This is a genomic window from Corallococcus exercitus, from assembly GCF_003611585.1.
Taxonomy (GTDB): Bacteria; Myxococcota; Myxococcia; order Myxococcales; family Myxococcaceae; genus Corallococcus; species Corallococcus exercitus.
Genome location: NZ_RAVW01000150.1, coordinates 1 through 21,034, shown reverse-complemented (window position 1 = coordinate 21,034; position 21,034 = coordinate 1). Strand labels below are relative to the sequence as shown.

The 21,034-nt window shown below is 70.8% G+C and carries 18 protein-coding genes and 1 pseudogene; 9 read left to right on the top strand and 10 right to left on the bottom strand.

Translation table 11 applies throughout. From position 1 onward, the window contains the following. Positions 1–116 precede the first annotated feature (116 nt). Positions 117–1,724 (bottom strand): molecular chaperone DnaK, encoded by a 1,608-nt coding sequence (dnaK, locus tag D7W79_RS19715; protein WP_120526932.1) that lies wholly within the window; start codon positions 1,722–1,724, stop codon positions 117–119. Positions 1,725–1,937: 213 nt separating this feature from the next. Between dnaK and D7W79_RS19710 the strand changes: the two genes are divergently transcribed. Then, the gene (locus tag D7W79_RS19710; RefSeq protein ID WP_208729773.1) at positions 1,938–2,771 is read left to right on the top strand and encodes a class II glutamine amidotransferase; all 834 of its coding nucleotides are present in this window, start codon (positions 1,938–1,940) and stop codon (positions 2,769–2,771) included. A gap of 7 nt (positions 2,772–2,778) precedes the next feature. Here the strand turns inward: D7W79_RS19710 and mrtX are convergent, their stop codons facing one another. The 3 genes from mrtX to polX are packed head-to-tail and all read right to left on the bottom strand — an operon-like array spanning position 2,779 to position 5,892. After that, positions 2,779–3,504, bottom strand: coding sequence for a myxosortase MrtX (gene mrtX / locus D7W79_RS19705; protein ID WP_120526929.1), 726 nt, complete (start codon positions 3,502–3,504; stop codon positions 2,779–2,781). After that, positions 3,501–4,112 carry an MXAN_2756 family trypsin-like serine endoprotease gene (locus D7W79_RS19700; RefSeq protein WP_120526928.1) on the bottom strand — a complete coding sequence of 204 codons (612 nt, stop codon included), beginning with the start codon at positions 4,110–4,112 and terminating at the stop codon, positions 3,501–3,503. Before D7W79_RS19700 ends, mrtX begins: the two co-directional genes overlap by 4 nt. A 19-nt stretch (positions 4,113–4,131) precedes the next feature. Continuing rightward, positions 4,132–5,892: a DNA polymerase/3'-5' exonuclease PolX gene (gene polX, locus D7W79_RS19695; protein ID WP_120526927.1), complete on the bottom strand. Its 1,761-nt coding sequence runs from the start codon at positions 5,890–5,892 to the stop codon at positions 4,132–4,134. Between the two features lie 66 nt (positions 5,893–5,958). Between polX and D7W79_RS19690 the strand changes: the two genes are divergently transcribed. The 7 genes from D7W79_RS19690 (at position 5,959) to eutB (ending at position 14,932) form a co-directional block, all read left to right on the top strand. Continuing rightward, a complete protein-coding gene (locus D7W79_RS19690) occupies positions 5,959–6,273 on the top strand; it encodes a Rieske (2Fe-2S) protein (RefSeq protein ID WP_120526926.1) in 315 nt (104 codons plus the stop codon). A gap of 252 nt (positions 6,274–6,525) precedes the next feature. After that, positions 6,526–6,993, top strand: coding sequence for a MogA/MoaB family molybdenum cofactor biosynthesis protein (locus D7W79_RS19685; protein WP_171437564.1), 468 nt, complete (start codon positions 6,526–6,528; stop codon positions 6,991–6,993). A 35-nt stretch (positions 6,994–7,028) separates the two neighbouring features. Next, positions 7,029–7,958: a TIGR02757 family protein gene (locus D7W79_RS19680; RefSeq protein ID WP_208729772.1), complete on the top strand. Its 930-nt coding sequence runs from the start codon at positions 7,029–7,031 to the stop codon at positions 7,956–7,958. 140 nt (positions 7,959–8,098) lie between these two features. Next, the gene (locus tag D7W79_RS19675; protein WP_439099217.1) at positions 8,099–9,991 is read left to right on the top strand and encodes a two-component system sensor histidine kinase NtrB; all 1,893 of its coding nucleotides are present in this window, start codon (positions 8,099–8,101) and stop codon (positions 9,989–9,991) included. Continuing rightward, positions 9,988–11,142, top strand: a complete 1,155-nt coding sequence (locus tag D7W79_RS19670; protein WP_120526923.1) for a hypothetical protein — start codon at positions 9,988–9,990, stop codon at positions 11,140–11,142. Before D7W79_RS19675 ends, D7W79_RS19670 begins: the two co-directional genes overlap by 4 nt. A gap of 44 nt (positions 11,143–11,186) precedes the next feature. Further along, positions 11,187–12,569, top strand: a complete 1,383-nt coding sequence (locus tag D7W79_RS19665; RefSeq protein ID WP_120526922.1) for a hypothetical protein — start codon at positions 11,187–11,189, stop codon at positions 12,567–12,569. Positions 12,570–12,694: 125 nt separating this feature from the next. After that, the gene (gene eutB, locus D7W79_RS19660) at positions 12,695–14,932 is read left to right on the top strand and encodes an ethanolamine ammonia-lyase subunit EutB (protein WP_120526921.1); all 2,238 of its coding nucleotides are present in this window, start codon (positions 12,695–12,697) and stop codon (positions 14,930–14,932) included. On the opposite strand, the gene D7W79_RS19655 is transcribed toward eutB, so the two are convergent. From D7W79_RS19655 to D7W79_RS19630, 6 genes are all read right to left on the bottom strand, one after another. Beyond that, positions 14,929–15,180, bottom strand: coding sequence for a hypothetical protein (locus D7W79_RS19655; RefSeq protein ID WP_120526920.1), 252 nt, complete (start codon positions 15,178–15,180; stop codon positions 14,929–14,931). The genes eutB and D7W79_RS19655 overlap by 4 nt on opposite strands. A 46-nt stretch (positions 15,181–15,226) precedes the next feature. After that, complete coding sequence (locus D7W79_RS19650; protein ID WP_120526919.1) at positions 15,227–15,493, bottom strand: hypothetical protein; 267 nt, start codon at positions 15,491–15,493, stop codon at positions 15,227–15,229. 113 nt (positions 15,494–15,606) lie between these two features. Next, complete coding sequence (locus tag D7W79_RS19645) at positions 15,607–17,094, bottom strand: phytoene desaturase family protein (protein ID WP_120526918.1); 1,488 nt, start codon at positions 17,092–17,094, stop codon at positions 15,607–15,609. A gap of 191 nt (positions 17,095–17,285) precedes the next feature. Continuing rightward, on the bottom strand, positions 17,286–18,041 hold the full coding sequence (locus D7W79_RS19640; protein ID WP_120526917.1) for an energy transducer TonB: 756 nt from the start codon (positions 18,039–18,041) through the stop codon (positions 17,286–17,288). Positions 18,042–18,158: 117 nt separating this feature from the next. After that, positions 18,159–18,884, bottom strand: coding sequence for a response regulator transcription factor (locus D7W79_RS19635; RefSeq protein ID WP_120526916.1), 726 nt, complete (start codon positions 18,882–18,884; stop codon positions 18,159–18,161). Continuing rightward, positions 18,881–20,710, bottom strand: a complete 1,830-nt coding sequence (locus D7W79_RS19630; RefSeq protein WP_120526915.1) for a sensor histidine kinase — start codon at positions 20,708–20,710, stop codon at positions 18,881–18,883. The genes D7W79_RS19635 and D7W79_RS19630 overlap by 4 nt, the downstream gene beginning before the upstream one ends. A gap of 116 nt (positions 20,711–20,826) precedes the next feature. On the opposite strand from D7W79_RS19630, the pseudogene D7W79_RS19625 reads away from it, so the two are divergent. Beyond that, positions 20,827–21,034: pseudogene (locus D7W79_RS19625) on the top strand (hypothetical protein); the annotation flags it as partial.

Sequence of the window (21,034 nt, the reverse complement as noted above, 5' to 3'; positions counted from 1 at the left end):
GACGGGGGCACGGAGGCCGTCACCCGGGGCAGCGCCGGACGCGCGGGGGCCGCGGGCGCGGCGGGCCCTGGCGGTGCGCCGGAGTTCGGATCGGAAGGCTCGGACATCGGCGGTGCCTAGTTGGCCACGGAGGGCAGGTCGCTGGTGTTGTGGCCCGCGAGCCGCGTGTTGCGGTTCGACTGGATCGACTGCTGGATGTCCGCCTCCGTCATGCCCGACGACAACGTGATGCTCGTGGACGTCTTCTGGCCCGTCTCCACGTCGCACGCGGACACGTTCACCAGACCGTCCGTGTTGATCTCGAACGTCACTTCGATCTTCACCTCGCCGCGATACCCGATGCGGAAGCCCGAGAACTCGAACTCGCCCAGCATCTCGCACTCCTCGGCGCGGTTGGACTCACCCTGGTACACGCGGATCTTCACCTTCTCCTGCCCGTCGCGGCTGGTGGTGAAGGTCTTCGAGCGGTCAATGGGCACCGGCGTGTTCTTGTCGATGATCTTCTCCGTGTACCCACCCACGGTGCCGATCCGCAGCGTCAGCGGCGTGACGTCCACCAGGAACGTCTCCGTCTTGCTGTCCAGCAGCGCGTGCGACTGGAGCGCGGCACCCATGGCCACGACCTGATCCGGGTTGATGCCCTCCAGCGGCTCCTTCTGGAAGTAGTGCTTCACCGAGTTGCGGATGATGGGCAGCCGCGTGGGCCCGCCCACCAGGATGACCGCGTCGATGTCCGCCGCCGTCAGCCGCGCGCTCTGCAGCGCCTCGTCGCAAACCTTGAACGTGCGCTGCACCAGGTCCATCACCATCCGGTTGAACTGGTCCTGGTTGAGCGTGTTGCGCAGGTCCATCACGTTGCCGTTGGCGTCCTGGCAGATACCCGAGCAGAGGATCTCCGCGGTGCCGAACTGGCCCACGTCGATCTTCGCCTTCTCCGCCGCGTCCTTCAGCATCTGCAGGCAGTACTTGTTCTGCCGCAGGTCCAGCCGCGTGCGGCTGAGGAAGTCGTCCGCCATCCACGTCATGATGCGGTCGTCGAAGTCGTCGCCGCCCAGGTACGTGTCGCCCGCCGTCGCGAGCACCTCGAAGACGTCCTTGCCAATCTCCAGGATGGACACGTCGAACGTGCCGCCGCCCAGGTCGTACACGACGACGCGCTGGTTGACGTCCCGGCCAAAGCCATACGCGAGCGCCGCCGCCGTGGGCTCGTTGAGGATGCGCAAGACCTCCAGCCCGGCGATGCGGCCCGCGTCCTTCGTCGCCTGGCGCTGGTTGTCGTTGAAGTACGCCGGGACGGTGATGACCGCCTTGGTCACCTCACGGCCCAGGTACGTCTCCGCGACCGCCTTCATCTCCTTGAGCACCAGCGCGGAGATCTCCGGCAGCGAATAGCTGCGCTCCCGCACGCCGATGCGCACCGAGTTGTTGTCGCCCTCGACGATGCGGTACGGCATCACCGCCTGCGCCTTCTTCACCTCGTCGGAGAAGTAGTACCGGCCGATGAGCCGCTTGGCCGAGTACACCGTGTTCTCGGGGCTGGTGATGATGTTCTTCTTCGCCGCGTTGCCCACCAGCACGGACCCTTCCTCCAGGAAGGACACGCACGAGGCATGCGTCGTCTCACCCCACTCGTTGGGGATGACCGTGGGCTGGCCCTCGTGGACGACGGACACGCACGAATACGACGTGCCCAGGTCGATGCCGATTGCGATGTCGTCCGCCATTCCGTCTCCGGTGAAGACCTGCACCCCGGTTCCTCTGGGAAGAGGGCAGTCGGGAAGCGCCCGGAGGTTAGGCGCCACGATGTGAGGTGTCAATTCAATGACTGATCAAATGCCAGCCATTTCAAGGGCTTAGCGCCAGAGCAGGGGAGCGGGTGGGCGGCGCTGAACCCCGGGTCCCTGGACCTTATCCCTTGAGTGAAGGGGGGAATCTCCATGTCCGCCATCCTCGCCGCGCTGTCGTCGGATCCCAACCTCCTCCGGTGCGAGCTGCACCGGCTGACGCGGCAGGTCGTCCTCCGCCCGGATCCCCGGGCTAACGCCCTGGGAGTGGGCTCCTACGCCCAGGAGGAGGTGCTGCTGCGCCGCCTGGCGCCGGACCGGGACCTCACGCTGGATGACCTGGGGCCTCCCCACGAATCGGAGGCGGTGCTCTTCCATGCGGGCCGGCTGCCGCTCGGCCTGTCGCCCGAGGAGAACACCCAGCCCTTCCGGGCCCGCCACTGGTTGTTCGCCCACCAGGGGCCGCTGCCGGACTTCGAGCCCCTGCGCGCTCCGCTCCTGTCGCGCGTGCCGGAGCACCTCCAGCGGCAGGTGCGGGGCCCCACCGACAGCGAGATCCTCTTCGCCCTCTTCCTCACGCACCTGCGCGAACTGGGGCGCACGGATGATCCGCGCCTGGAGCCCGGCGTCGCCGGCCGCGTGCTGCGCGACACGGTGCGCGAGGTGGAGGCCGCGTTCGTGAAGGCCGGGCAGGTGCGCACGCCGCCGCTCAACCTGGTGGCCACCAACGGCGCCGTGCTGATCGCCACCCGCCGCGGCGAGGCTCCGCTGTATTACACGCGCCTGGAGGGCAGCGTGGAGTGCGCCCACTGCGGCGTGACCGCGGACACGCCGGAGACGCATCCGGAGGTCAGCGCGCACCGCCGCCGCCGCACGGTGGTGGTGGCCAGCCATGTCACGCGCACGCAGGGCTGGGTGGAGCTGCCGCAGGGCACGACGCTGGTGGTGGGCGCGGACCTCCAGGTCCAGCACCTGCCGGCCGCCTGAGAAGCCGCTACGGGCCGCCGAAGAACGACTCCTCCAGGAAGCGCACGTAGAGGTTGCAGGCGGCGTGGAAGAGGGAGCAGCCGACGATCGTGCCGGTGCGCTCGCGCATCCAGCCGAAGAGGAGCGCGGGGAAGAACACCGCCAGCCGCCACGTCTGGAAGATGGCCAGGTGGCCCAGCGCGAAGAGCAGCGCCGTCACCCAGAAGGCGCGTCCCAGCCGCGCGCCCAGCACCACGCGCCCCTGGGGCCACGCGTCGCGCAGGCGGGCCTGGAGATAGCCCCGGTAGAAGAACTCCTCCGGCAGGGCCACGACGAAGAGCTGATCAATCACCCACTCGCCGAAGCGCGGGGGCAGGCGCGGCTGGAAGTGGCCCTCGCCGATGATGGGCGTCAGGTGGTGGGCGAGCGCGGGCGGCAGGTGCGGCACCACCTGCACGAAGCCAGCGAAGCCCGCGAAGAACAGCGGCCCCACGATGGCGGACAGGATGAGGAACAGCCGCACGTCCTCCTTCCACGCGCGCAGGCTGAGGCCGTAGTCGCGGTAGTCCTCGTCGCGCCAGCGCATGGGGATGAGCGGCAGGTAGAGGAAACCCACCGTGGCCACCAGCTTGGGCACGCTCGTGCCCCCGGCGAGGAGGAACGCCACGACGATGCCCAGGAAGCCCAGCGCCCAGAGACCCACGGCCTCCTGCACCGCGCTCAGGCGGAACGGCGGCCCCGAGGGACGGCTCATGGCGCGTCCGCCGAGGCGAGTTCCGCCTTCACCGCGGACAGGGGCAGGGCCCGAGCGCCGCGGCCCCGGCGCTCGACGACGACGCCGACGAGCCGCCCGTCCCCGTCATAGAGCGGGCTGCCGGGCACGAGCGTGAGGTCCACGTCGAAAAAGGGCGCGGGCGCGGCCTTCGCCAGCGTGGCCCTGGGCGTGTCCCGCTGACCCTTCTTGCGCGCGGGCATGACGCCCACCACCCAGCGGCCCGCCAGCCCCTCTGGCACCAGCCGCACCGGCGCGGCGGGCCACGCGCCCTGGGGGCCCGCCACCACCGCGACCTGTAGGACGGTGCTGGAGAGCACCACGCGCGCCGTCAGGGCATTGCCCGCGTGCTCCACCTGGGCGGACTCCGGACCCACGAGCGACACGGCGGTGAGCACCTGGCCGTCCGCGCCCACGATGATGCCGGGGCCCGCGTGCTGAGGGCCTCGCACGCGCACCGACGAGCGGGCGTGCAGCTCCAGCACGCGCTGGAGGTCGGCGCGAGACGGACGGGCCTCCGCGCCGGCCCGCGTGGGCAGGGCCAGGAGGAGACAGAGGAGGGCGGGGATGAGGACGAGCGGGCGGAACATCTTCGCGCCCGGAAGCCTATCAGCGCTCCCGCAGGGCGGCGAGGAAGCTCTCGGCGGACCGGGTGTTGAGGATGTCCTTCTTCCTCGCCCAGCCCCGGCGCGCCGTGGCCACCGCGAAGGCCAGGTTCTTCAGGTCCTCCTGACGGTGCGCGTCGCAGCTCACCACCAGCTTCACCCCGAGTCCGACGGCCTGCCGCACGTACTCGGCCTTGATGTCCAGGCGCGCCGGCTTGCCGTTGATCTCCACCGCGACGCCGCGCTCGCGGGCACGCTCCAGCACCTCCTGCATGCGCAGCGCGTACGGCTCGCGGCTCTGGATGAGGCGCCCGGTGGGGTGTCCCAGGATGTGCAGGTGCGGGTTGTCCAGCGCGGCCAGCACCCGGCGCGTCATCTGGTCCTCGTCCATGGAGTGACGCACGTGGATGGAGGCGATGACGACCTCCAACTGCTCCAGCACGCTGTCCGCGTAGTCCAGCGCCCCCGACTCCAGGATGTCCACCTCGATGCCCTTGAGCAGCCGCACGCCGGGCACCGCCGCGTTCACGCGGTCGATCTCCTCCCACTGCCGCTTGAGGTCATCCACCTTCAGGCCGCCCGCGTGGATGGCCGCCTCGCTGTGCTCGGTGATGGTGAGGTACTTGAGCCCCAGCGCCTGCGCCGCGCGCGCCATCTCCTCCAGCGTGTTGCGGCCGTCGGACCAGGTGCTGTGCGCATGCACCGCGCCCTGCACGTCCTCGAGCGTCACCAGGTCCACCGGCAGCTTGCCGGCCTTCGCGGCCTCCACCTCGCCGTTGTCCTCGCGCAGCTCCGGCGGCACCTCCTGCATGTCCAGCAGCCGGTACAGCGTCGCCTCGTCGGGGACGGGCACCTTGGTGCCGTCCTCGCGGTGCACGCCCCACTCCGAAATCTTGAGGCCCTTCTCATGGCCCAGGTTGCGCAGCCGGATGTGGTGCGCCTTGGAGCCGGTGAAGTGGTGCAGCGCGGTGGCGAAGTCCTCGTCGGGCAGCACGCGCAGGTCCACCTGGAGGTCGCCCTGCACCATGCGCACGGAGCACTTGCTGTCGCCCTTGCCAATCACCGTGGCCACGCCCGGCGCGTTCGCGAGCGCGTCCAGCACCGGCCCCGCGTCCGCCGCGGAGGCGATGAGGTCCACGTCCGACACCGTCTCCGCGCGCCGGCGCACGCTGCCGCCCAGGCTGGCGCGCACCACACCGGGCGCCTGGCGGATCCGCTCCAGCAGCCCCTCCGCGATGGGCAGCGCATCGCCCAGGAGCTTCCGCTCGCCGCGTGCGCGCCGGTACACCGCGATGCCGTCCAGGAGCTTGGCTTCACTCTTCGCGCCAAAGCCCTTGAGCTCCCGCACGCGGCCGTCGCGGCAGGCGCGCTCCAGGTCCTCGATGCTGCCCACCTGGAGCTCGCTCCACAGGGCCGCCACCTTCTTCGGGCCCACGTCCGGCAGCTTCATCAGGTCCAGCAGGCCGGCGGGGAACTGGGCCTTCAGCTCCTCGAAGGCCGTCATGCGGCCGGTCGTCACCAGCTCGGTGAGCTTCTCGGCGAGCCCCGGGCCGATGCCCTGGAGCTCCTGCAGGCGGCCCTCGGTGACGACGGCGCCCAGGTCCTGCGGCAGGTTCGCGATGCGGTCGGCGGCGATGTCGTAGGCGCGGACGCGGAAGCCACTCTGTCCCTGGAGCTGGAGCAGGAGGGACATGTCCCGGAGGAGCTGGGCGACGGCCGCCTTGTCGGTGAGCACGGCGGTGGAGGGTGTCACGTCGGGAGTCACGGTCGGGAAATTAATGCCGGGGGAACGGGGGTGCAGGCCCGGACGCGTTGTGGGAAAAGGAACGCAATGACGAAGATCAAGCTGGGACCCGCGGACTTCGCCGAGAGGGAGATGCGGGGCTACGAAGTGGGCAAGCGCAACGTCTGCATCGCGAAGATCCACGGCCGCTACAAGGGCCTCGATGACTGGTGCAACCACGCCGGCTGCCTGCTGTCGGGCGGGCGCATCGAGGACAACATGGTCGTGTGTCCCTGCCACGAAGTCGGCTTCGACATGGACACGGGCCAGAACGCCACCTCCCCCGGCGTCTGTGATGACCAGCCGACGGTGCAGCTCACGGTCGAGGACGGAAATCTCGTCGTCGACCTTCCCGACGCCTGACCTTCGCACCGCCACCTTCCGCCTTCAGGAGCGTCCACCATGGGACACGACGGACACGATCACGACCACGACCACGGTCATGGCCATCCCCACCACGGGCATTCGCACGACCACGGTCACGGCCACTCGCACGACCACGACCATTCACACGGCCACTCGCACGACCATGACCCCTCACACGGTCATGACCACGAGCACGGGCATTCGCACGAGGGCTCGGCGGTGGCGGCGGAGCACAAGGCGCGCGCGCCGGTGCATGTCAGCGCGTACGTGGTGACGTGCTCGGACAGCCGGGACGAGGCGCACGACGGCAGCGGGAAGGACCTGCGTGACGGCCTGGCCGCCGCGGGGCACACCGTCGCCGGGCACACGGTGGTGAAGGATGATCCGGAGGCCATCCGGGGCGCGCTCGCGCAGGCGCAGGCGGCGGGGGCCCGCGCGGTGCTCTTCACCGGCGGCACCGGCATTGGCCGGCGCGACTGCACGGTGGAGACGCTCCGCCCGCTCTTCGAGAAGGAGCTGCCCGGCTTCGGCGAGCTGTTCCGGATGCTGTCGTACCAGCGCATCGGCAGCCCCGCGATGATGTCGCGCGCCACGGCGGGCACCTACCAGGGGATGATCCTCTTCGCGCTGCCCGGTTCGCCGCAGGCCGTGAAGCTGGCGCTGGACGCGCTCATCCTCCCGGAACTGGGGCACGCGGTGCGCGAGCTCACGCGTTAGGACTGGTTCCTACCGACGACGTGGGAGTCCGCGAGATGAAGAAGCGCCGTGTCGCGCACACAGGGTTGAGCATCCAGGCGGCCGACCGTCTGCGCCCACGCCTGGATGCCTTCCTGGCCTCCACCGACGCGAAGGCACGCATCGGGTTCGACCCGGTGGAGTTCCCCCACCGCTACACGGATCCGCGCGACGTGGAGGTCAGCGCGCTGCTCGCGGCGGCGTTGGCGTATGGGCGCGCGGATCTCTTCCGCCCGAAGGTGGACGCGCTCTTGAAACAGATGGGCCCGTCGCCCGCGGCCTTCGTGCGCGCGCTGGACGTGGCGGGAGCGAAGGAACTCCTCACGGGCTTCGTGTATCGCTTCAACGTGGGCACGGACCTCGCGGTGCTGCTCCTGGGCATGGGCCGCGCGCTGCGCGAGCACGGCAGCCTGGAGGCGCTGTTCGTCCAGGGCTGGAAGGCGAGCGGCACGCTCCACGGGGCGCTCGCGGCCTTCACCGCCGCGCTGCGGGCCGTGCCCATGGAGCCGCTCCGAAAAGCGATGGGACCGGAGCGGGGACTGCACCACCTGCTGCCCTCGCCGCTGGGGCCGGGCGCGGCGAAGCGCCTCAACCTGTATCTGCGCTGGATGGTGCGCGGACCGGACGCGGTGGACTTCGGCATCTGGAAGCAGGTGCCCGCATCAGCACTGCTGGTCCCATTGGACACGCACATCGGACGCATGGCGCTTCACCTGGGGCTCACGAAGCGCACGGACCTCACCTGGCGCACGGCGGAGGAGGTGACGGCGTCGCTGCGTGCGCTCGATCCAGAAGACCCCGTTCGTTACGACTTTGCTTTGTGCCACTACGGCATGAGTGGCGCGTGCCCGGCGAAGACGGTGCCCCAGCACTGCGCGCGGTGTGCGCTCCTACCTTCCTGCAAGGTAGGGCCTCGCGCGGTGGCGCGAAGTTCCGTGCAAATCTGAGTCCCACTGGACCCGGAAATGGGCTACGGGCAGTCCGCGAGACCCCGCGTTGACGGGTTGGTGTGGTCAAGGCTGCAATGCGGACGGGCAACGCGGGCGGAATGATCCCGTGGGGCGCGAGGAGCGACGCGGTGCACGCAATGCTGGTGGCGGTCCCAGCCACGGTGGCCCAGGACGTGGAGCGCGACCTTTGCGCCACGGCCGAAGGGCGCGCGTGTCGCGTGATCCGCGTCGACTCCCCGCCGGAGCCGCTGCCCGAGGGACTCCTCGTCCTGTGGGACCACGGCGGTCCGCTGGAGGCCGTGAAGGCGCGCTGCCAGTGGGCGCACGCGCGGCGGCTGCAGACGCGCACGTGGCTGGTGGTGCTGACGACGCGCGACGGCGAGGAGGCGGAGACGCTGATCAGCGCGGGCGCGGACGAGTGCGTGGCTCCGCCCGGCACGCGCTGGGGCGCGAGGCTGGTGGCGCTCAAGCGCAGGTCCTCGGACGGGGATGCGCAGGCGCTCAGGCGGGCCCGCGACATGTTCCAGGGCGCGCTGGACGCGGTGCCGGAGCCGCTGTTCATCAAGGACCGCGAGCACCGGCTGGTGGCGATGAACGGCGCCTACTGCCGCCTGCTGGATCTGCCCGCCGAAGCGCTGCGCGGCACCATCACCTCGCCGCAGGTGCCGCCGCATGAAGCGGAGGCGTCGTGGCGCCAGGACGAGCGCGCCTTCACCACCGGGCAGACCGTGGAGGACGAGGGCTCCTTCACCGACTCCAAGGGCCGCTCGCGCGAGGTGCTCACGCAGCGGGCCGCGTACGCGCTGCCCAACGGCGAGCGCTTCCTCGTGGGGCTCGTGCGCGACGTCACCGAGCGCACCCGCCTGGAGGCGCAGCGGCGGCTGGCGGAGCGGATGACGTCCGTGGGCACGCTGGCCGCGGGCGTCGCGCATGAAATCAACAACCCGCTCTCCTACGTGACGTCCAACCTGGCCTATCTCTGGGAGCGCGTGGCCCAGCCGGTGGTGCCGGTGCCGACCGAGCAGCTGGAGGAACTGCGGCAGGTGGTGGCCGAGGCGCTGGAGGGCGCGGGGCGCGTGCGCTCCATCGTGCGCGACCTGCGGACGTTCTCGCGCACGGAGGAGGAGCAGCACGGGCCGGTGGACGTGCGGCGCGCGGTGGAGGGCGCGGTCAAGCTGATGCGCGACGAACTCCAGCACCGCGCGCACCTGACGTGCGAGCTGGAGCCGGTGGCGGCGGTGCACGGCAACGAGGGCCGGCTGGCCCAGGTCGTCACGCATCTGTTGATGAACGCGCTCCAGGCCTTCGGCGAGCGGCCTCCGGAGGAGAACCAGCTGCGGCTGCGCCTGCGTCCGGGCCGCGAGGGCCACGTGCTCATCGAGGTGGAGGACAACGGGACCGGGATGCCCGCGGAGGTGCGCCAGCGCATCTTCGACCCGTTCTTCACCACGCGCTCGCCCAAGGGCGGCACGGGGCTGGGCCTGTCCATCTGCCTCACGCTGGTGCACGCGATGGGGGGCCACATCGAGGTCGCCAGCGAGCAGGGCCAGGGCAGCCTCTTCCGCGTGGAGCTGCCGGCGCTCAGCTTGCCACCTGAAGCCCTCCGGCCCGCACCGGCGGTCGTGGCTCCGGCGGAGGAGTCCTCGCAGTCGGTGCGCGCGACGCGCAACCTGCGCAGGCTGCTGCTCATCGACGACGAGCCGGCGGTGGGCAGCGCGGTGAGCCGGCTCTTGCGCAACCTCTACGACGTGCACGTCATCCAGGACGCGCGCGAGGCGCTGCGGCGGCTGTCGCACGGCGAGAAGTTCGACGCCATCCTCTGCGACCTGATGATGCCGGGCATGAGCGGCATGGACTTCCTGGTGGAGCTGGAGCGGCTGGCGCCGGAGCTGGCGCCGCGCACCGGCCTGATGACGGGCGGGGTGAATCCGCAGGCCCGTGAGTTCGTGGGCCGTCGCGCGCGGGAGCTGCTGGAGAAGCCCTTCGAGCGCGACCAGCTGTGCACCTTCGTCGAAACCCTGATGCAATGAAGCACCGGACGCGCTGGACGCTGGGGGCCGTGCTGGCGGCACTGCTGCTCGCGGTCGTCCTCGTGGTGCCCCCCGAGCTGCGAGGGCTGTCCTTCGTGCTGCGCGCGGCGGGCCTGCATGGCGGCGTGGCGGACGCCCTGGCCCGCCATGGCACCGGGGCCTTCACCGTGACGGACCTGAGCGTGCCCACGCGCCACGGGCCGGTGCGCGGGCGGCTGTACCAACCGGATCAACGCAAGGGCCGGCTCATCGTGCTCACGTCCGGCGTGCACGCGGCGGGCATCGACGAGCCCCGGCTGGTGAAGCTGGCGGAGGACCTGGCCATGGGCGGACAGCCGGTGCTCACGCCGGAGCCGCCGGACCTGCTGCGCTACGAAATCACCCCGCGCCTGCCGGACGTCATCGAGGACACGGCCCTGTGGGCGCTGGGCCCGGGAGCGCTGGCGCCCGAGGGAGAGGTGGACCTCTTCGGCATCAGCTTCTCCGGAGGACTGTCCGTCGTCGCTGCGGGCCGGCCCGCGCTGCGCGACCGGGTGGCCGCGGTGCTGTCCTTCGGGGGCCATGGCGAGCTGTCGCGCGTGCTGTCCTTCCTGTGCACGGGAGTGCAGGCGGACGGGGTGCACCGCAGGCCGCACGACTACGGCGTGGTGGTCATCCTGCTGAACGTCGCGGACCGGCTGGTGCCGCCGGAGCAGGTGGAGGCGCTGCGCAAAGGCGTCCTGAAGTTCATGCACGCGTCGCACCTGACGCTCGTGGATGGCAAGCAGGCGGAGGCCGCGTTCGCGGAGGCACGCGCGATGGAGGCCACGCTACCCGAGCCCTCCGCCACGCTGCTGCACCAGGTGAACACGCGCGACGTGGCCACGCTGGGGTCCCGATTGCTGCCCTTCGTGAAGGGCTTCGCTGGAGACCCGTCGCTGTCGCCGGAGCGTTCTCCCGCGCCACGTGCGCCGGTGTACCTGCTGCACGGGACGGACGACTCCGTCATCCCCGCCATCGAGTCCACGCTCCTGGCGCGCGCGCTGGAGCCGTACACGCGGGTGCACCTGCGGCCCACGCCGCTGATCACCCACGCGGAGATGGACCGGCAGTCCAGCGCGATGGAGGCGCTGAAGCTGGTGCACTTCTGGTCGGCGCTCCTCGGCGAGTAGTTCGCCACCGCGCGACTTGACGGCCGAGCCCGTGAGCGGGTGCCATGGCGGGCATGTCCGTGTCCCTCGTGGTGTCTTTCGGGCTGGGTTGGCTGTTGGCGGCCGCGCCTCCCATCGTTCCGTGCAAGCCGGACACCGCCGATTGGACGGCCGCGAAGGAGGAGCTGGCCGCGTTCGACGCGCGGATGGAGGCGCTCCCGGAGGACGGCGCGGTGGAAGAGGCGCGGACGGGCCTCATGCTGCTGCTGAGCCACCGCTGCTTCGGTATTGCTCGCGAGGAGGAGACGCGGGAGCCACTGACCTGGGACGAGGAGCACAGCGTGCCCGCGCTCGCGCTGAAGACGTGGTGGCGCGATGGAGGCAAGGCGTACTTCACGTCGCAACTGGAGCTGGGCGGTGCCGGGGCACAGACCGTCGTCATTCCTCCGGACCTTCGCGACGTGCTGGCACGGGAAGCTTCGCCGAAGCATCGGCTGGCCCTCCTGCTGTGTCCCTTGAAGGCCGGTGCGTGCGGCGCGGAGACCGAGGCCTGGCGCGCGCGGGCGGAGAAGGCCTTCCGGCTGGAGAACCGCCGCCCCGGGACGTTCGACACGGATCCGCCGCCTCCGCCCGACTGCATGAAGGAATCCCGGAAGCAGCCCTTCCGGCTTCGGTACAAGGCATGGCGAGGATGCCTCGCGATCAACCCGAAGGCGCGGAATGTCCAGGCGGTGCTGCCGCTGGGCCGCATCCGCGTGCCGGTGGACGGCTGGCTGGTGATCCGTGGCCGCCGGGGGCACTACGGCTTCTGTGATCAGCTCGACGCCTACCACCTGGCAACGGGGACCGCGTACCGCTCGCGCAGTTGCTCCAACCTGGCGTTGATGCCCGACGGCAAGGTGGACGCGGCCGGAACAGATGCCGCACGCCGGTCCGGAGTGAGGGTGGGGCGCGTGGCCCCGGAGCGGCTCCGCGAGCTGACGTGGATGTTGCTGCTGGAGCCCGAGGTGAAGGACGAGGTGCAGGTGGAGGCCGTGCGCATCCCGGTGCCGAAGGGCCTCCGCGTCGAATGGCCCGCGACGGATGAAAGCCTCTTGGGTGGCGTCGCGGGAGGGGTCTTCGGAGGCTCCACGGCGCAGACGGTCCTGAGCTGGAACTGGTTTCCTCCCGGAGGCGCGGAGCTCGTGTCGGGCCGGTTCACGTTTCCCGATTCGTGGGCTCCCGGCGAGGACCACGCGAACGTGCTCATGAACGAAGCGGAGGCGACGTTCCAGGAAGGCTGCCCGGCGGCGCCCGTCCCCGTCCGGGAGCTCGACTTCACGCGCGAGCCCGGCGTCAACACGCTCGATGCACCGGAAGGTGTGTCGCGGGTGCAGGACGCGCGGGTGGACGCGTTGCTTACCTGGAAGCCTCCCGCGGGCTGCGTGCCGGGCCGGGACGGTGGATGAGTTTTCAGGGCGCTAACGATTGCAACTCCAAGCATCGTGGAGAGCAAGCGTCCGGGCGTTGCACATGTGACAACGCCCTCGGGGGATGGTGGCGCGACGGCGCCGCCGGTTAAACCTCTCGGCCCATGAGCGTCTGTCTCCCCGACGTCCTCCCCCACGAAGATGTCTTCGACTACGTGCAGCGCCTGACGGGCGGCTTCGATGCGCGCCTGTATCAACAGGTCCTGGGCGCGGCGAACGCGTTCAAGGAAGGCGACGCGGCCATCGGTGTCGCGGCGGCGGACGAGGCGTCGCGGGAGAGGGCGCGGACCCTGCTGTCGCGCACGCAGTTGGACGACGTGCACTCGCATCCTCCGTTCGAGGACCGGCTGCACATCTTCAACCTGGAGGCGTGGGACTCCGCGCGCTGGAAGCGCGTGGCGGACTGGACGCTGGGCCAGCTCAAGGACTTCCTGCTCACCGCGCCGGAGGCGGAGGTGCACGCCGTCATCGACGGACTCCCCAGCGACGTCATCGCGTGCGTCGTGAAGCTGATGACCGACGCGGAGCTGAAGGCGGTGGGCGGGCGCATCTTCCATCCGCTGCCGGGCAGCCGCGTGGGCGCGAAGGGCTACCTGGGCGCGCGGTTGCAGCCCAACTCGCCCACGGATCATCCGGACGACATCCGCTGGCAGGTCTTCAACGGGTGGGCCTTCGCGGTGGGCGACGTGGTGCTGGGCACCAACCCGGTGTCGTCGGACGTGGCGTCGGTGGCCGCGGTGGAGTCCGCGCTGCACGACGTGCTGACGACGTTCGGGCTGGAGGAGGTGATGCCCCACTGCGTGCTCGCGCACATCGACGTGCAGGCGCAGGTGGAGGCACTGCGTCCGGGCACCACGGGCATCTGGTTCCAGAGCCTCGGTGGGAACGAGGCGGCCAACCGCACCTTCGACGTGACGCTGGAGAAGATGGTGGCGCACGCGGCGGCGCGCACCGGGCCGTGGGGCCTGTACTTCGAGACGGGGCAGGGCGCGGACGCGACGAACGGGCATCACCACGGCACGGACATGCTCATCCACGAGTCGCGCAAGTACGGCTTCGCGCGAGCCCTGAAGCGCCGGGTGGCCATCGCGCAGGCAGGCGCGGGGCGTGAGGCGGCGCCGTGGGTTCACGTCAACGACGTGGCGGGCTTCATCGGGCCGGAGGTGTTCCGCACGCGCGAGCAGCTGGTGCGCTGCTGCCTGGAAGACATCGTGATGGGCAAGCTGCACGGGCTGACGCTGGGCCTGGACGTCTGCTCCACGCTGCACATGGACGTGACGCTGGATGACCTGGGCTGGTGCCAGGAGCAGCTCGCGGCAGCGGGGCCCGCGTATCTGATGGCGCTGCCCACGCGGAATGATCCGATGCTCAGCTACCTCACCACGTCCTTCCAGGACCACGTGCGGCTGCGCGAGCGGCACGGCCTGAAGGTGGACGACCGGATGTGGGCGTTCTTCCAGCGCCTGGGCGTCATCGACGCCGACGGCCGGCCCACGAAGCACTTCGGAGACCCCGCCCACGTCTACGTGCACTACCGCCGGGCAAAGGGCGATACGCGTCCGGAGGCGGAGCTGCGCGTGGAGGCGGAGGCGCGGATGGCGCAGGTGCGCTCCCGGGGCGTGCCGCTGGCGGTGGGGCACGGCGACCGGACGTGGATGCTGGAGCCCACGCTGGAGCGGGAGGTGCGCGGCCTCTACGACGACGGCAAGGTGGGGCTGTGGTCGGAGCTGTCCGACGCGGCGGTGGCGTCCATCCCGGGCGCGGCGCGGCTCAAGACGCGCTCCCTGGACCGTCGCGACTACATCCTGCACCCGCCGTCCGGCGAGTCGCTGGACGAGGCCTCGGAGGCGACGGTGCGCGCGCTGCGCCACCAGCACGCGGGCCGGTACGACGCGCAGGTCGTCGTGTCGGACGGGTTGGACCCCCGGTCGCTGATGGACGAGGGCCACCTGGCGCCGTTCCTGGCGCGGCTGCGCGCGGAGCTGGAGGCGACGGGCTGGAGGGTGGCGCCGGAGGTGCTGGTGGTGAAGCACGGCCGCGTGCGCGCGGGCTACCAGGTGGGCCACCTGCTGTTCGGCGCGGAAGGGGACCTGCGTCCGCGCGCCCTGGTGCATGTGATTGGCGAGCGCCCCGGCTCCGGGCACCACGCCTTCTCCGCGTACCTCACCGCGCCGGACGCGGACACCTGGGCGAAGCCGGGCGCGGTGGACCACGACCGCACCCGGCTCATCGCCGGCATTTCCGACACCAGCGTCAGGCCGGAGGACGCCGCCGTGGAATCGGCGCGGATCCTCGCGGAGGCGCGGACATCAACCGCACCTCTGGTGTCGGGGGTGGGCTAGCAGGAGGTGTTCTCCCAGTAGCTCGTGGACACCTGGCCCCAGTTCACCCAGCTTCCGCAGTAGCACCCGCGCTGACCGACGATGATCGAGTGGGACGCGTCGTTGTAGTAGGTGATCATGTTGTCGGTGTTCATGCAGTCCGGGAGCGCCGACTCCTGCGAGGCCAGGTCCGCCGCCTCCTCCTGCTCCATGGGACCGCCACAGCCCACCGCCATCGCCAACAGACCGCCAATCAGAAACGTGCGCATGTGTTCTCCGTGAGGGATTGCCGCGGGATGATATGACTTCAGCTGCTCAGCACTCCTGGATGTACTCGGAGTAGACGGACCGGCCGCCCCAGTAGTAGAGCCCGCCGCAATAGCAACCAAATTCACCAATCAGCTGGGTGTGCGCGGCGTCGTTGTAGTACCTGTACAGGTTCGCGTTCGGCTCGTTGGAGCAGTCCGGCAGCGGCGCCTCCTGCGAGACCAGGTTCGGCTCCGTCTCCTGCTCCATGGGACCGCCACAGCCCACCGCCATCAGCGCCGTAGCCAGCAGACCACCGAGAATGAATGACCGCATGTGACCTCCGTGAGGGGGACACAAACCATACGCGGTCCAAGACTGTGCGTGAAACAGGGTTTCGCGGATTCCAGTGGAGCGGTGGATAACGGGTTGCATTGTAAAACAATGCTTCAGCGCACCGCGGCGATGCTCGCTGCGGTGCGCACACCCCCCACCGCGGTGGCCAGGGTGCTCTGGCCCGGGAACACGGAGTCCCCCACGAGCCACAGGCCGCGCTGGGCCTGGAACGGCCCCAGGATGCGGTAGTTGTCCAGCCCCGCGCGCCGGGGCACGCCGCCTACCGCGCCCGCCTCGCGCAGCGTGAAGCGCTGGAACGTGCGGGGCGACGCCGTCATGACGTGCACGACGTTGGCCATCCACTCCGGCAGCAGCGCGTCCAGGTTCTCGCGCATCCGCGCGTGGAGCCCGGCGAAGTAGGGCGCCTGTTCCTCCGGCGCCATGCCCGCGACCTTCTTCAAGGGCACGTGCGTGGACACCGTCACCGTGCGCTGTCCCGGCCGTGCACGCCCTTCGTCCGCCGCGCCACTCACGGAGGCGAAGAGGTGGTTCCCTTCGATGAACGGTGCCTTCTCATCGCGCACCAGCTCGAAGTGGTGCGCGTTGCCGGAGTCACCGTCTGGCGGCCGCACCACGAGGTACAGCATCGCCGCGCCCCAGCCGCCGTCCACGCGCTCCGCCAGCGCATCCACCTTGGGGAGCTGGCCCACCGGCGCATCCAACAGCGTGCGCAGCCCTTGAGGCAGCACGTTGGCCACCACGTGCCGGGCGAACAGCTCACCCCTGCGCGCCGTCACCTTCCAGCCGCCGTCCACGGGCGTCACCGCGCGCACCCGGTTCGCCATGAGGACGTCACCGCCCCGGGCCGTGATGGCCTTCGTCAGCGCCGTCGCCAGCCGGCCGATGCCGCCCCGGACATGCCCCGTGCCGCGCCAGTAGTAGTCCATCGCCGCGAACGCGAACGGGGTCTCCGCCTCCGCGGCCGAGCACTGCACGGTGATCTGACAGAGCGCATCCAGGTACGTGCGCAGCGGCGTGAAGCCCTCCAGCCCATGATGCGCGAGCACCGCGCCCAGGGGACGGCCCAGCCACCGAATCAGCGGCGCGTAGGACCCCATGCGCCCCGCGTGCCGCAGCAGCGTCTTCAGGCTCAGCGGCGGCAGGAGGTCCGGGTCATCGAACAGCGGCCACAGCGCACCGGCCACCTGCGCCTGCAACGCGAAGAAGCGCCGCACGCCCTGCACGGGCGCTCCAGGCAGCGCGCAGAACTCAGCGATGAGTCGTTCGCGGTCGCGGTGCACCGGCAACCGCATCCCCGGGGCCCGCAGCTCCACCAGGGGATCCAACCAGTCCACCGTCACGTCCAGCGCATGCTCGCGGATCCACCGGCCGAAGAGCTGCTGCTCGCCGAAGCCGGAGAACAGCGTGGCGCCGGACTCGAAGCCGTAGCCACCGCGCCGGAAGGTGCTCGCGCAGCCGCCTGGGTAGTTGAGCCCTTCGCACAGCGCCACCCGGGCGCCCCGGCGACACAACTCCAAAGCGGTGCCCAGGCCGCCGAAGCCCGCACCCACCACCACCGCGTCGTACCAGGGGTCCGCCATTGCGCTTGAAAAGGGACCGGCACCGGAAGCGGGCCGGGGGAGGCCCGCTCCTTCCGGTGCCGGTATCGCGCACATGGCCAGGCGCGACGGGACTTTCCTAACGGGCCCGCACTCCCGCCGCGATTCTTTTCCCCTCCCGAAGGGGAGCCGGGCGTCCGTGCGCTTTCACTGGCGGACACCCGGACCCGCCGCTAGGGCATCTTCAGCTTGATGTTGAACGTGTACGACACGTTCACCGGCCGGCCCTGGAAGGTCAGCGGCTGGTACTCACGCGAATAGAGCGACTCCAGCACCGCGTCATCCATGAACGGCAGGCCCTTGAGGATGCGGCAGTCGCGCACCCGGCCCTCCGTGGTGATGACGCACTTCACGACGATGGTTCCCTCCACCCCCGCGCGCCGCGCCTCCAGCGTGTAGTCAAGATGGGCGCCGCTCAGCATCCGGGGCGGCGTCATCCCGCCCTGGAAGGGCAGCACCTCCGTGCCCGTGGGCGCGGTGTTGATCACCGGCACGCCCACGGCGCCGATGGGGCTGTCACTGTTCGGATCCCCGTCCGGGTCGCCCACCGGTCCGGACTCGCCCGTGCCCGTCGCGTCGGTCGTGCCCACCGCGTCCGCGACCGTCGTCGGCTCCGGATCCGGCTTCGCCTCCGGCAGGTCCGCGGGCAGCGGCTTCGGGTGCAGCGGGATGCGGTCCGTGCGCGGCTTGGGCTTCGGCGCCGGGGCGGCCGTGGCCGGCTTCGGCTGCGCGGCCTGCTTCACGCCCTTCCGGATGGCGGGCGGGCGGTAGACGAGGTCCGCGATCGGCGGCTCGATGGTCTCCGGCACGCGGCCGGAGATGAAGAACACCAGGCCCAGGAGCCCCGCGTGCACGCCGATGGACACCCACGCGCCCGTGCCGAACCGTCCCGAGCGCACTCCCCGCCGTTCGATGACCGACTCAAACATCTGACCCGCCTCCTGGTTGGAGTGGACGCTCCAGGCGTCCCGTCCCCACAAGATGCAAGGTACGAAGTCGCGCCAGCCGAAAGGCCGACAGCGCTCCATGTGTCGGTCATGATTTTGTCATGACGGGCCGCCGCTCGTGACTTCCATGCGGTAGCCCACGCCGCGCAGCGTGTGGATGGTGAATCCAGACGTGCTCGTCCACCCGAGCTTCTTCTTCAGGTTCGACACGAAGTTGTCCACCGTGCGCGGATCCACCACGACGTCGCGGCCCCACACCGCGTCCAATATCTCTCCGCGCGGCAGCGCGCGGTCGCGGTGGCGCAGCAGGAACGCCAGCAGGTCGAACTCCGTGCGCGTCAGGTCCACTTCGCCGCCGTCCGCCCGCAGCACCGCGCGGCGGCCCAGGTCCAGCGTGAAGGTGCCAAAGGTCACCACCTGCGGCGGCGCCGTGCCCGCCCGGCGCACCAGCGCCTGCACGCGCGCGAGCAATTCGCGCAGGCGGTAGGGCTTGGTGAGGTAGTCCTGCGCGCCGGCCTCGAAGCCGCGCACCAGGTCGTCCTCCAGCGAGCGCGCGGTGAGCATCAGCACCATGCTCTTCACTCCCTCCGCGCGCAGGCGGCGGCAGAAGCTGTAGCCGTCCTCGCCCGGCAGCATCACGTCCAGGATGAGCAGGTCGAACACCCGCGACTCCAGGTGGGGCGCGGCCTCCTTCGCGGACGGGGCGTCCGTCACGTCGTAGCCCTCGTCGCGCAGGTTGTCGCGCAGGCCCAGGCGCAGGTTGGCGTCGTCCTCGACGATGAGGATGGTCGGGCGGGTGGAGGGGGGAGGCGTCTGCGTCGTCATCGGCGCGTCTCGGGAAAGGTCAGGGCGAACGTCGTGCCTTCAGGGCCGGAGGAGGCCACCTGGATGCTGCCCTGGTGCAGGCCCATGATTCTGCGGCACAGCGCCAGCCCCAGGCCACTTCCATGCACCTCCGGCCCGGGGGTTGTCAGACGGTAGAAGTCCTGGAACACCCGCTCCCATTCCTCCTGGGGGATGCCCACGCCGTTGTCGCTGAAGAGCACCGTGGCGCCATAGCCCGGCTGCGGATAGGCGCGCACGGTGAGCACCACGGGGCTGCGCTGGTTGTAGAGGCAGGCGTTGCGGCCCAGGTTGGCGAAGAGCATCCGGACGAGCGACGCGTCCGCATCCAGCTCCACGTCGTCCACCTGCGAGCGGATCTCCACCGGCACGGTGACGGCGTCCTGCAGGTCCTCGCGCAGCGTGCCCACCGCCTCCTCCAGCCGCACGTGCGCGGGCCTCAGCGCCCATCGCCCCTTGTCGATGCGGTTGAAGGACAGGATGTTCTCCACCAGGAAGTGCAGGCCCTCCGCCGCTCGCACGATGCGGGTGGGGTAGTCCCCGGCCTCCGGGCTCTGGCCCAGCCGGCGCTCCAGCGTCTCCCCCAGGAGGCGGATGGACGCGAGCGGCGTGCGCAGCTCGTGCGACACGGTGGAGACGAAGTCGCTCTTGAGCTCCACGAAGCGGTACTTGCGCTGCTGGGCCACCACCGCCAGCGCCGCGATGGCGGACGCGAGCGCGCCGCACGCCGCGACCAGCAGCGTCTTCAGGCCGTAGCGGGCCTCGATGTCCGCCTCCGCCGCGGCCCACCCGGGCGTGGCCACCTCCAGCCCCGGGTGCTTCAGGGGCCGCGCCACGCCGCCGGGCCCCAGCCGCACCTGGCCGTCCTTGGGGATGAGGTTGCGCCCCTGCAGCTCCTGGGTCAGCTCCGCGAGCAGCGCGGACATGTCCACGGCCAGCCCGTGCACCTGCTCGGCCGCGGGCTCCACGTACCACTGCTCGGCCAGCAGGGTGGGGCCGTCCAGCGGCTCCGGCAGCACCAGCGCGCCCGCGCCGGCCTCCTGCACGCGCGCGACGAAGGCGTCGTGGGGCTCCACCAGCGCCTGGCTCAGCGCCACGATGCGCGCCTGGAGGAAGTCGAAGTCCGGCCGCGTGAGCTGGGGCCGGGCGCGCAGCAGGTTTCGCTGCAGGCCCGCGTCCCGCGCCATGCCGCCCAGCTCCTCCGGGAGGCCCTCGCGCACCAGCGCCCGGATGAGCAGCGGCGTGTCCCCTCCGCGTTGCAGGTACTCCACCATGAGCAGGGTGAAGGGCAGCTCCTGCTCCGGCGGCAGCGGGTGCGCCGCGTGGTAGCGCAAGAGCGCCTCCACCGCCGCGTCCGTGCGCGCCTCGTTGCCGGAGACCAGGGCGGCCTCCGCCGCGCGCAGCCGCGCGAGCCGCTCCTGGAAGGGCGCCGGGGCGGGGCCGTCCTCCAGCGCGTGCGCCAGCAGCGTGTAGTTGGCCTGGGCGGGGACGTCCGTGCCTTCGCGGGGCCAGTCCACGCGCGGCAGGAACTGGTGGTCGCGGAAGAGCAGGTAGTAGCCCTCCGCGGGCAGGAGCGGGTCGCCCACGGCCGCGTTGAGCTTCGGCAGGTGGGTCTTCATCCGCTGCGCGAGCGCGGTGCGCAGCGACTCCGCCGCCAGTTGCTCCAGCGCGACCCGCCGCGAGCGCACCTGGGCCCTGGCGTCCTCACGCTCCTGGGTGAAGATGCGCTGGAGGCTCACCAGCCCCCATCCGAGGGCCAGCAGTCCGCAACCCAGGGCGAGCAATGTGGGGAGGAGTCGGCGCAGCATTCGCGTCCCGCCGGACTGTAGCAGTGTCGACAGGATTGCGGGCCTGGAGCCTCCAGGGTGAATAAAGTGTAGGACGCCCGCGTCCCCTCGGGGGTCTGGAGATCGGAGACGGAGTCATGGGTTCTCGATGGTGGATGGGTTTGATTGTCGGCCTGGCGACCCAGGGGGCGTTCGCGCAGACCTCGCCGGTCGCCGCGGATGACTGGGGGGATGACGCGTACGCCCAGGAGTCCAACGCGGATGATTCCGGGCCCATCGCGCCCTCGCCGCCCCCCGACCTGCCCGCCGAGTCCTGTCTCTTCTACACATCTCCGAGCCCACGAG

What these genes read in the sequence shown, in the direction of transcription:
- dnaK (WP_120526932.1), bottom strand. Translation starts at nt 1,724, where the DNA reads ATGGCGGACGACATCGCAATCGGCATCGACCTGGGCACGTCGTATTCG.
- D7W79_RS19710 (WP_208729773.1), top strand. Translation starts at nt 1,938, where the DNA reads ATGTCCGCCATCCTCGCCGCGCTGTCGTCGGATCCCAACCTCCTCCGG.
- mrtX (WP_120526929.1), bottom strand. Translation starts at nt 3,504, where the DNA reads ATGAGCCGTCCCTCGGGGCCGCCGTTCCGCCTGAGCGCGGTGCAGGAG.
- D7W79_RS19700 (WP_120526928.1), bottom strand. Translation starts at nt 4,112, where the DNA reads ATGTTCCGCCCGCTCGTCCTCATCCCCGCCCTCCTCTGTCTCCTCCTG.
- D7W79_RS19690 (WP_120526926.1), top strand. Translation starts at nt 5,959, where the DNA reads ATGACGAAGATCAAGCTGGGACCCGCGGACTTCGCCGAGAGGGAGATG.
- D7W79_RS19680 (WP_208729772.1), top strand. Translation starts at nt 7,029, where the DNA reads ATGAAGAAGCGCCGTGTCGCGCACACAGGGTTGAGCATCCAGGCGGCC.
- D7W79_RS19675 (WP_439099217.1), top strand. Translation starts at nt 8,099, where the DNA reads ATGCTGGTGGCGGTCCCAGCCACGGTGGCCCAGGACGTGGAGCGCGAC.
- D7W79_RS19670 (WP_120526923.1), top strand. Translation starts at nt 9,988, where the DNA reads ATGAAGCACCGGACGCGCTGGACGCTGGGGGCCGTGCTGGCGGCACTG.
- D7W79_RS19665 (WP_120526922.1), top strand. Translation starts at nt 11,187, where the DNA reads ATGGCGGGCATGTCCGTGTCCCTCGTGGTGTCTTTCGGGCTGGGTTGG.
- eutB (WP_120526921.1), top strand. Translation starts at nt 12,695, where the DNA reads ATGAGCGTCTGTCTCCCCGACGTCCTCCCCCACGAAGATGTCTTCGAC.
- D7W79_RS19655 (WP_120526920.1), bottom strand. Translation starts at nt 15,180, where the DNA reads ATGCGCACGTTTCTGATTGGCGGTCTGTTGGCGATGGCGGTGGGCTGT.
- D7W79_RS19650 (WP_120526919.1), bottom strand. Translation starts at nt 15,493, where the DNA reads ATGCGGTCATTCATTCTCGGTGGTCTGCTGGCTACGGCGCTGATGGCG.
- D7W79_RS19645 (WP_120526918.1), bottom strand. Translation starts at nt 17,094, where the DNA reads ATGGCGGACCCCTGGTACGACGCGGTGGTGGTGGGTGCGGGCTTCGGC.
- D7W79_RS19640 (WP_120526917.1), bottom strand. Translation starts at nt 18,041, where the DNA reads ATGTTTGAGTCGGTCATCGAACGGCGGGGAGTGCGCTCGGGACGGTTC.
- D7W79_RS19635 (WP_120526916.1), bottom strand. Translation starts at nt 18,884, where the DNA reads ATGACGACGCAGACGCCTCCCCCCTCCACCCGCCCGACCATCCTCATC.
- D7W79_RS19630 (WP_120526915.1), bottom strand. Translation starts at nt 20,710, where the DNA reads ATGCTGCGCCGACTCCTCCCCACATTGCTCGCCCTGGGTTGCGGACTG.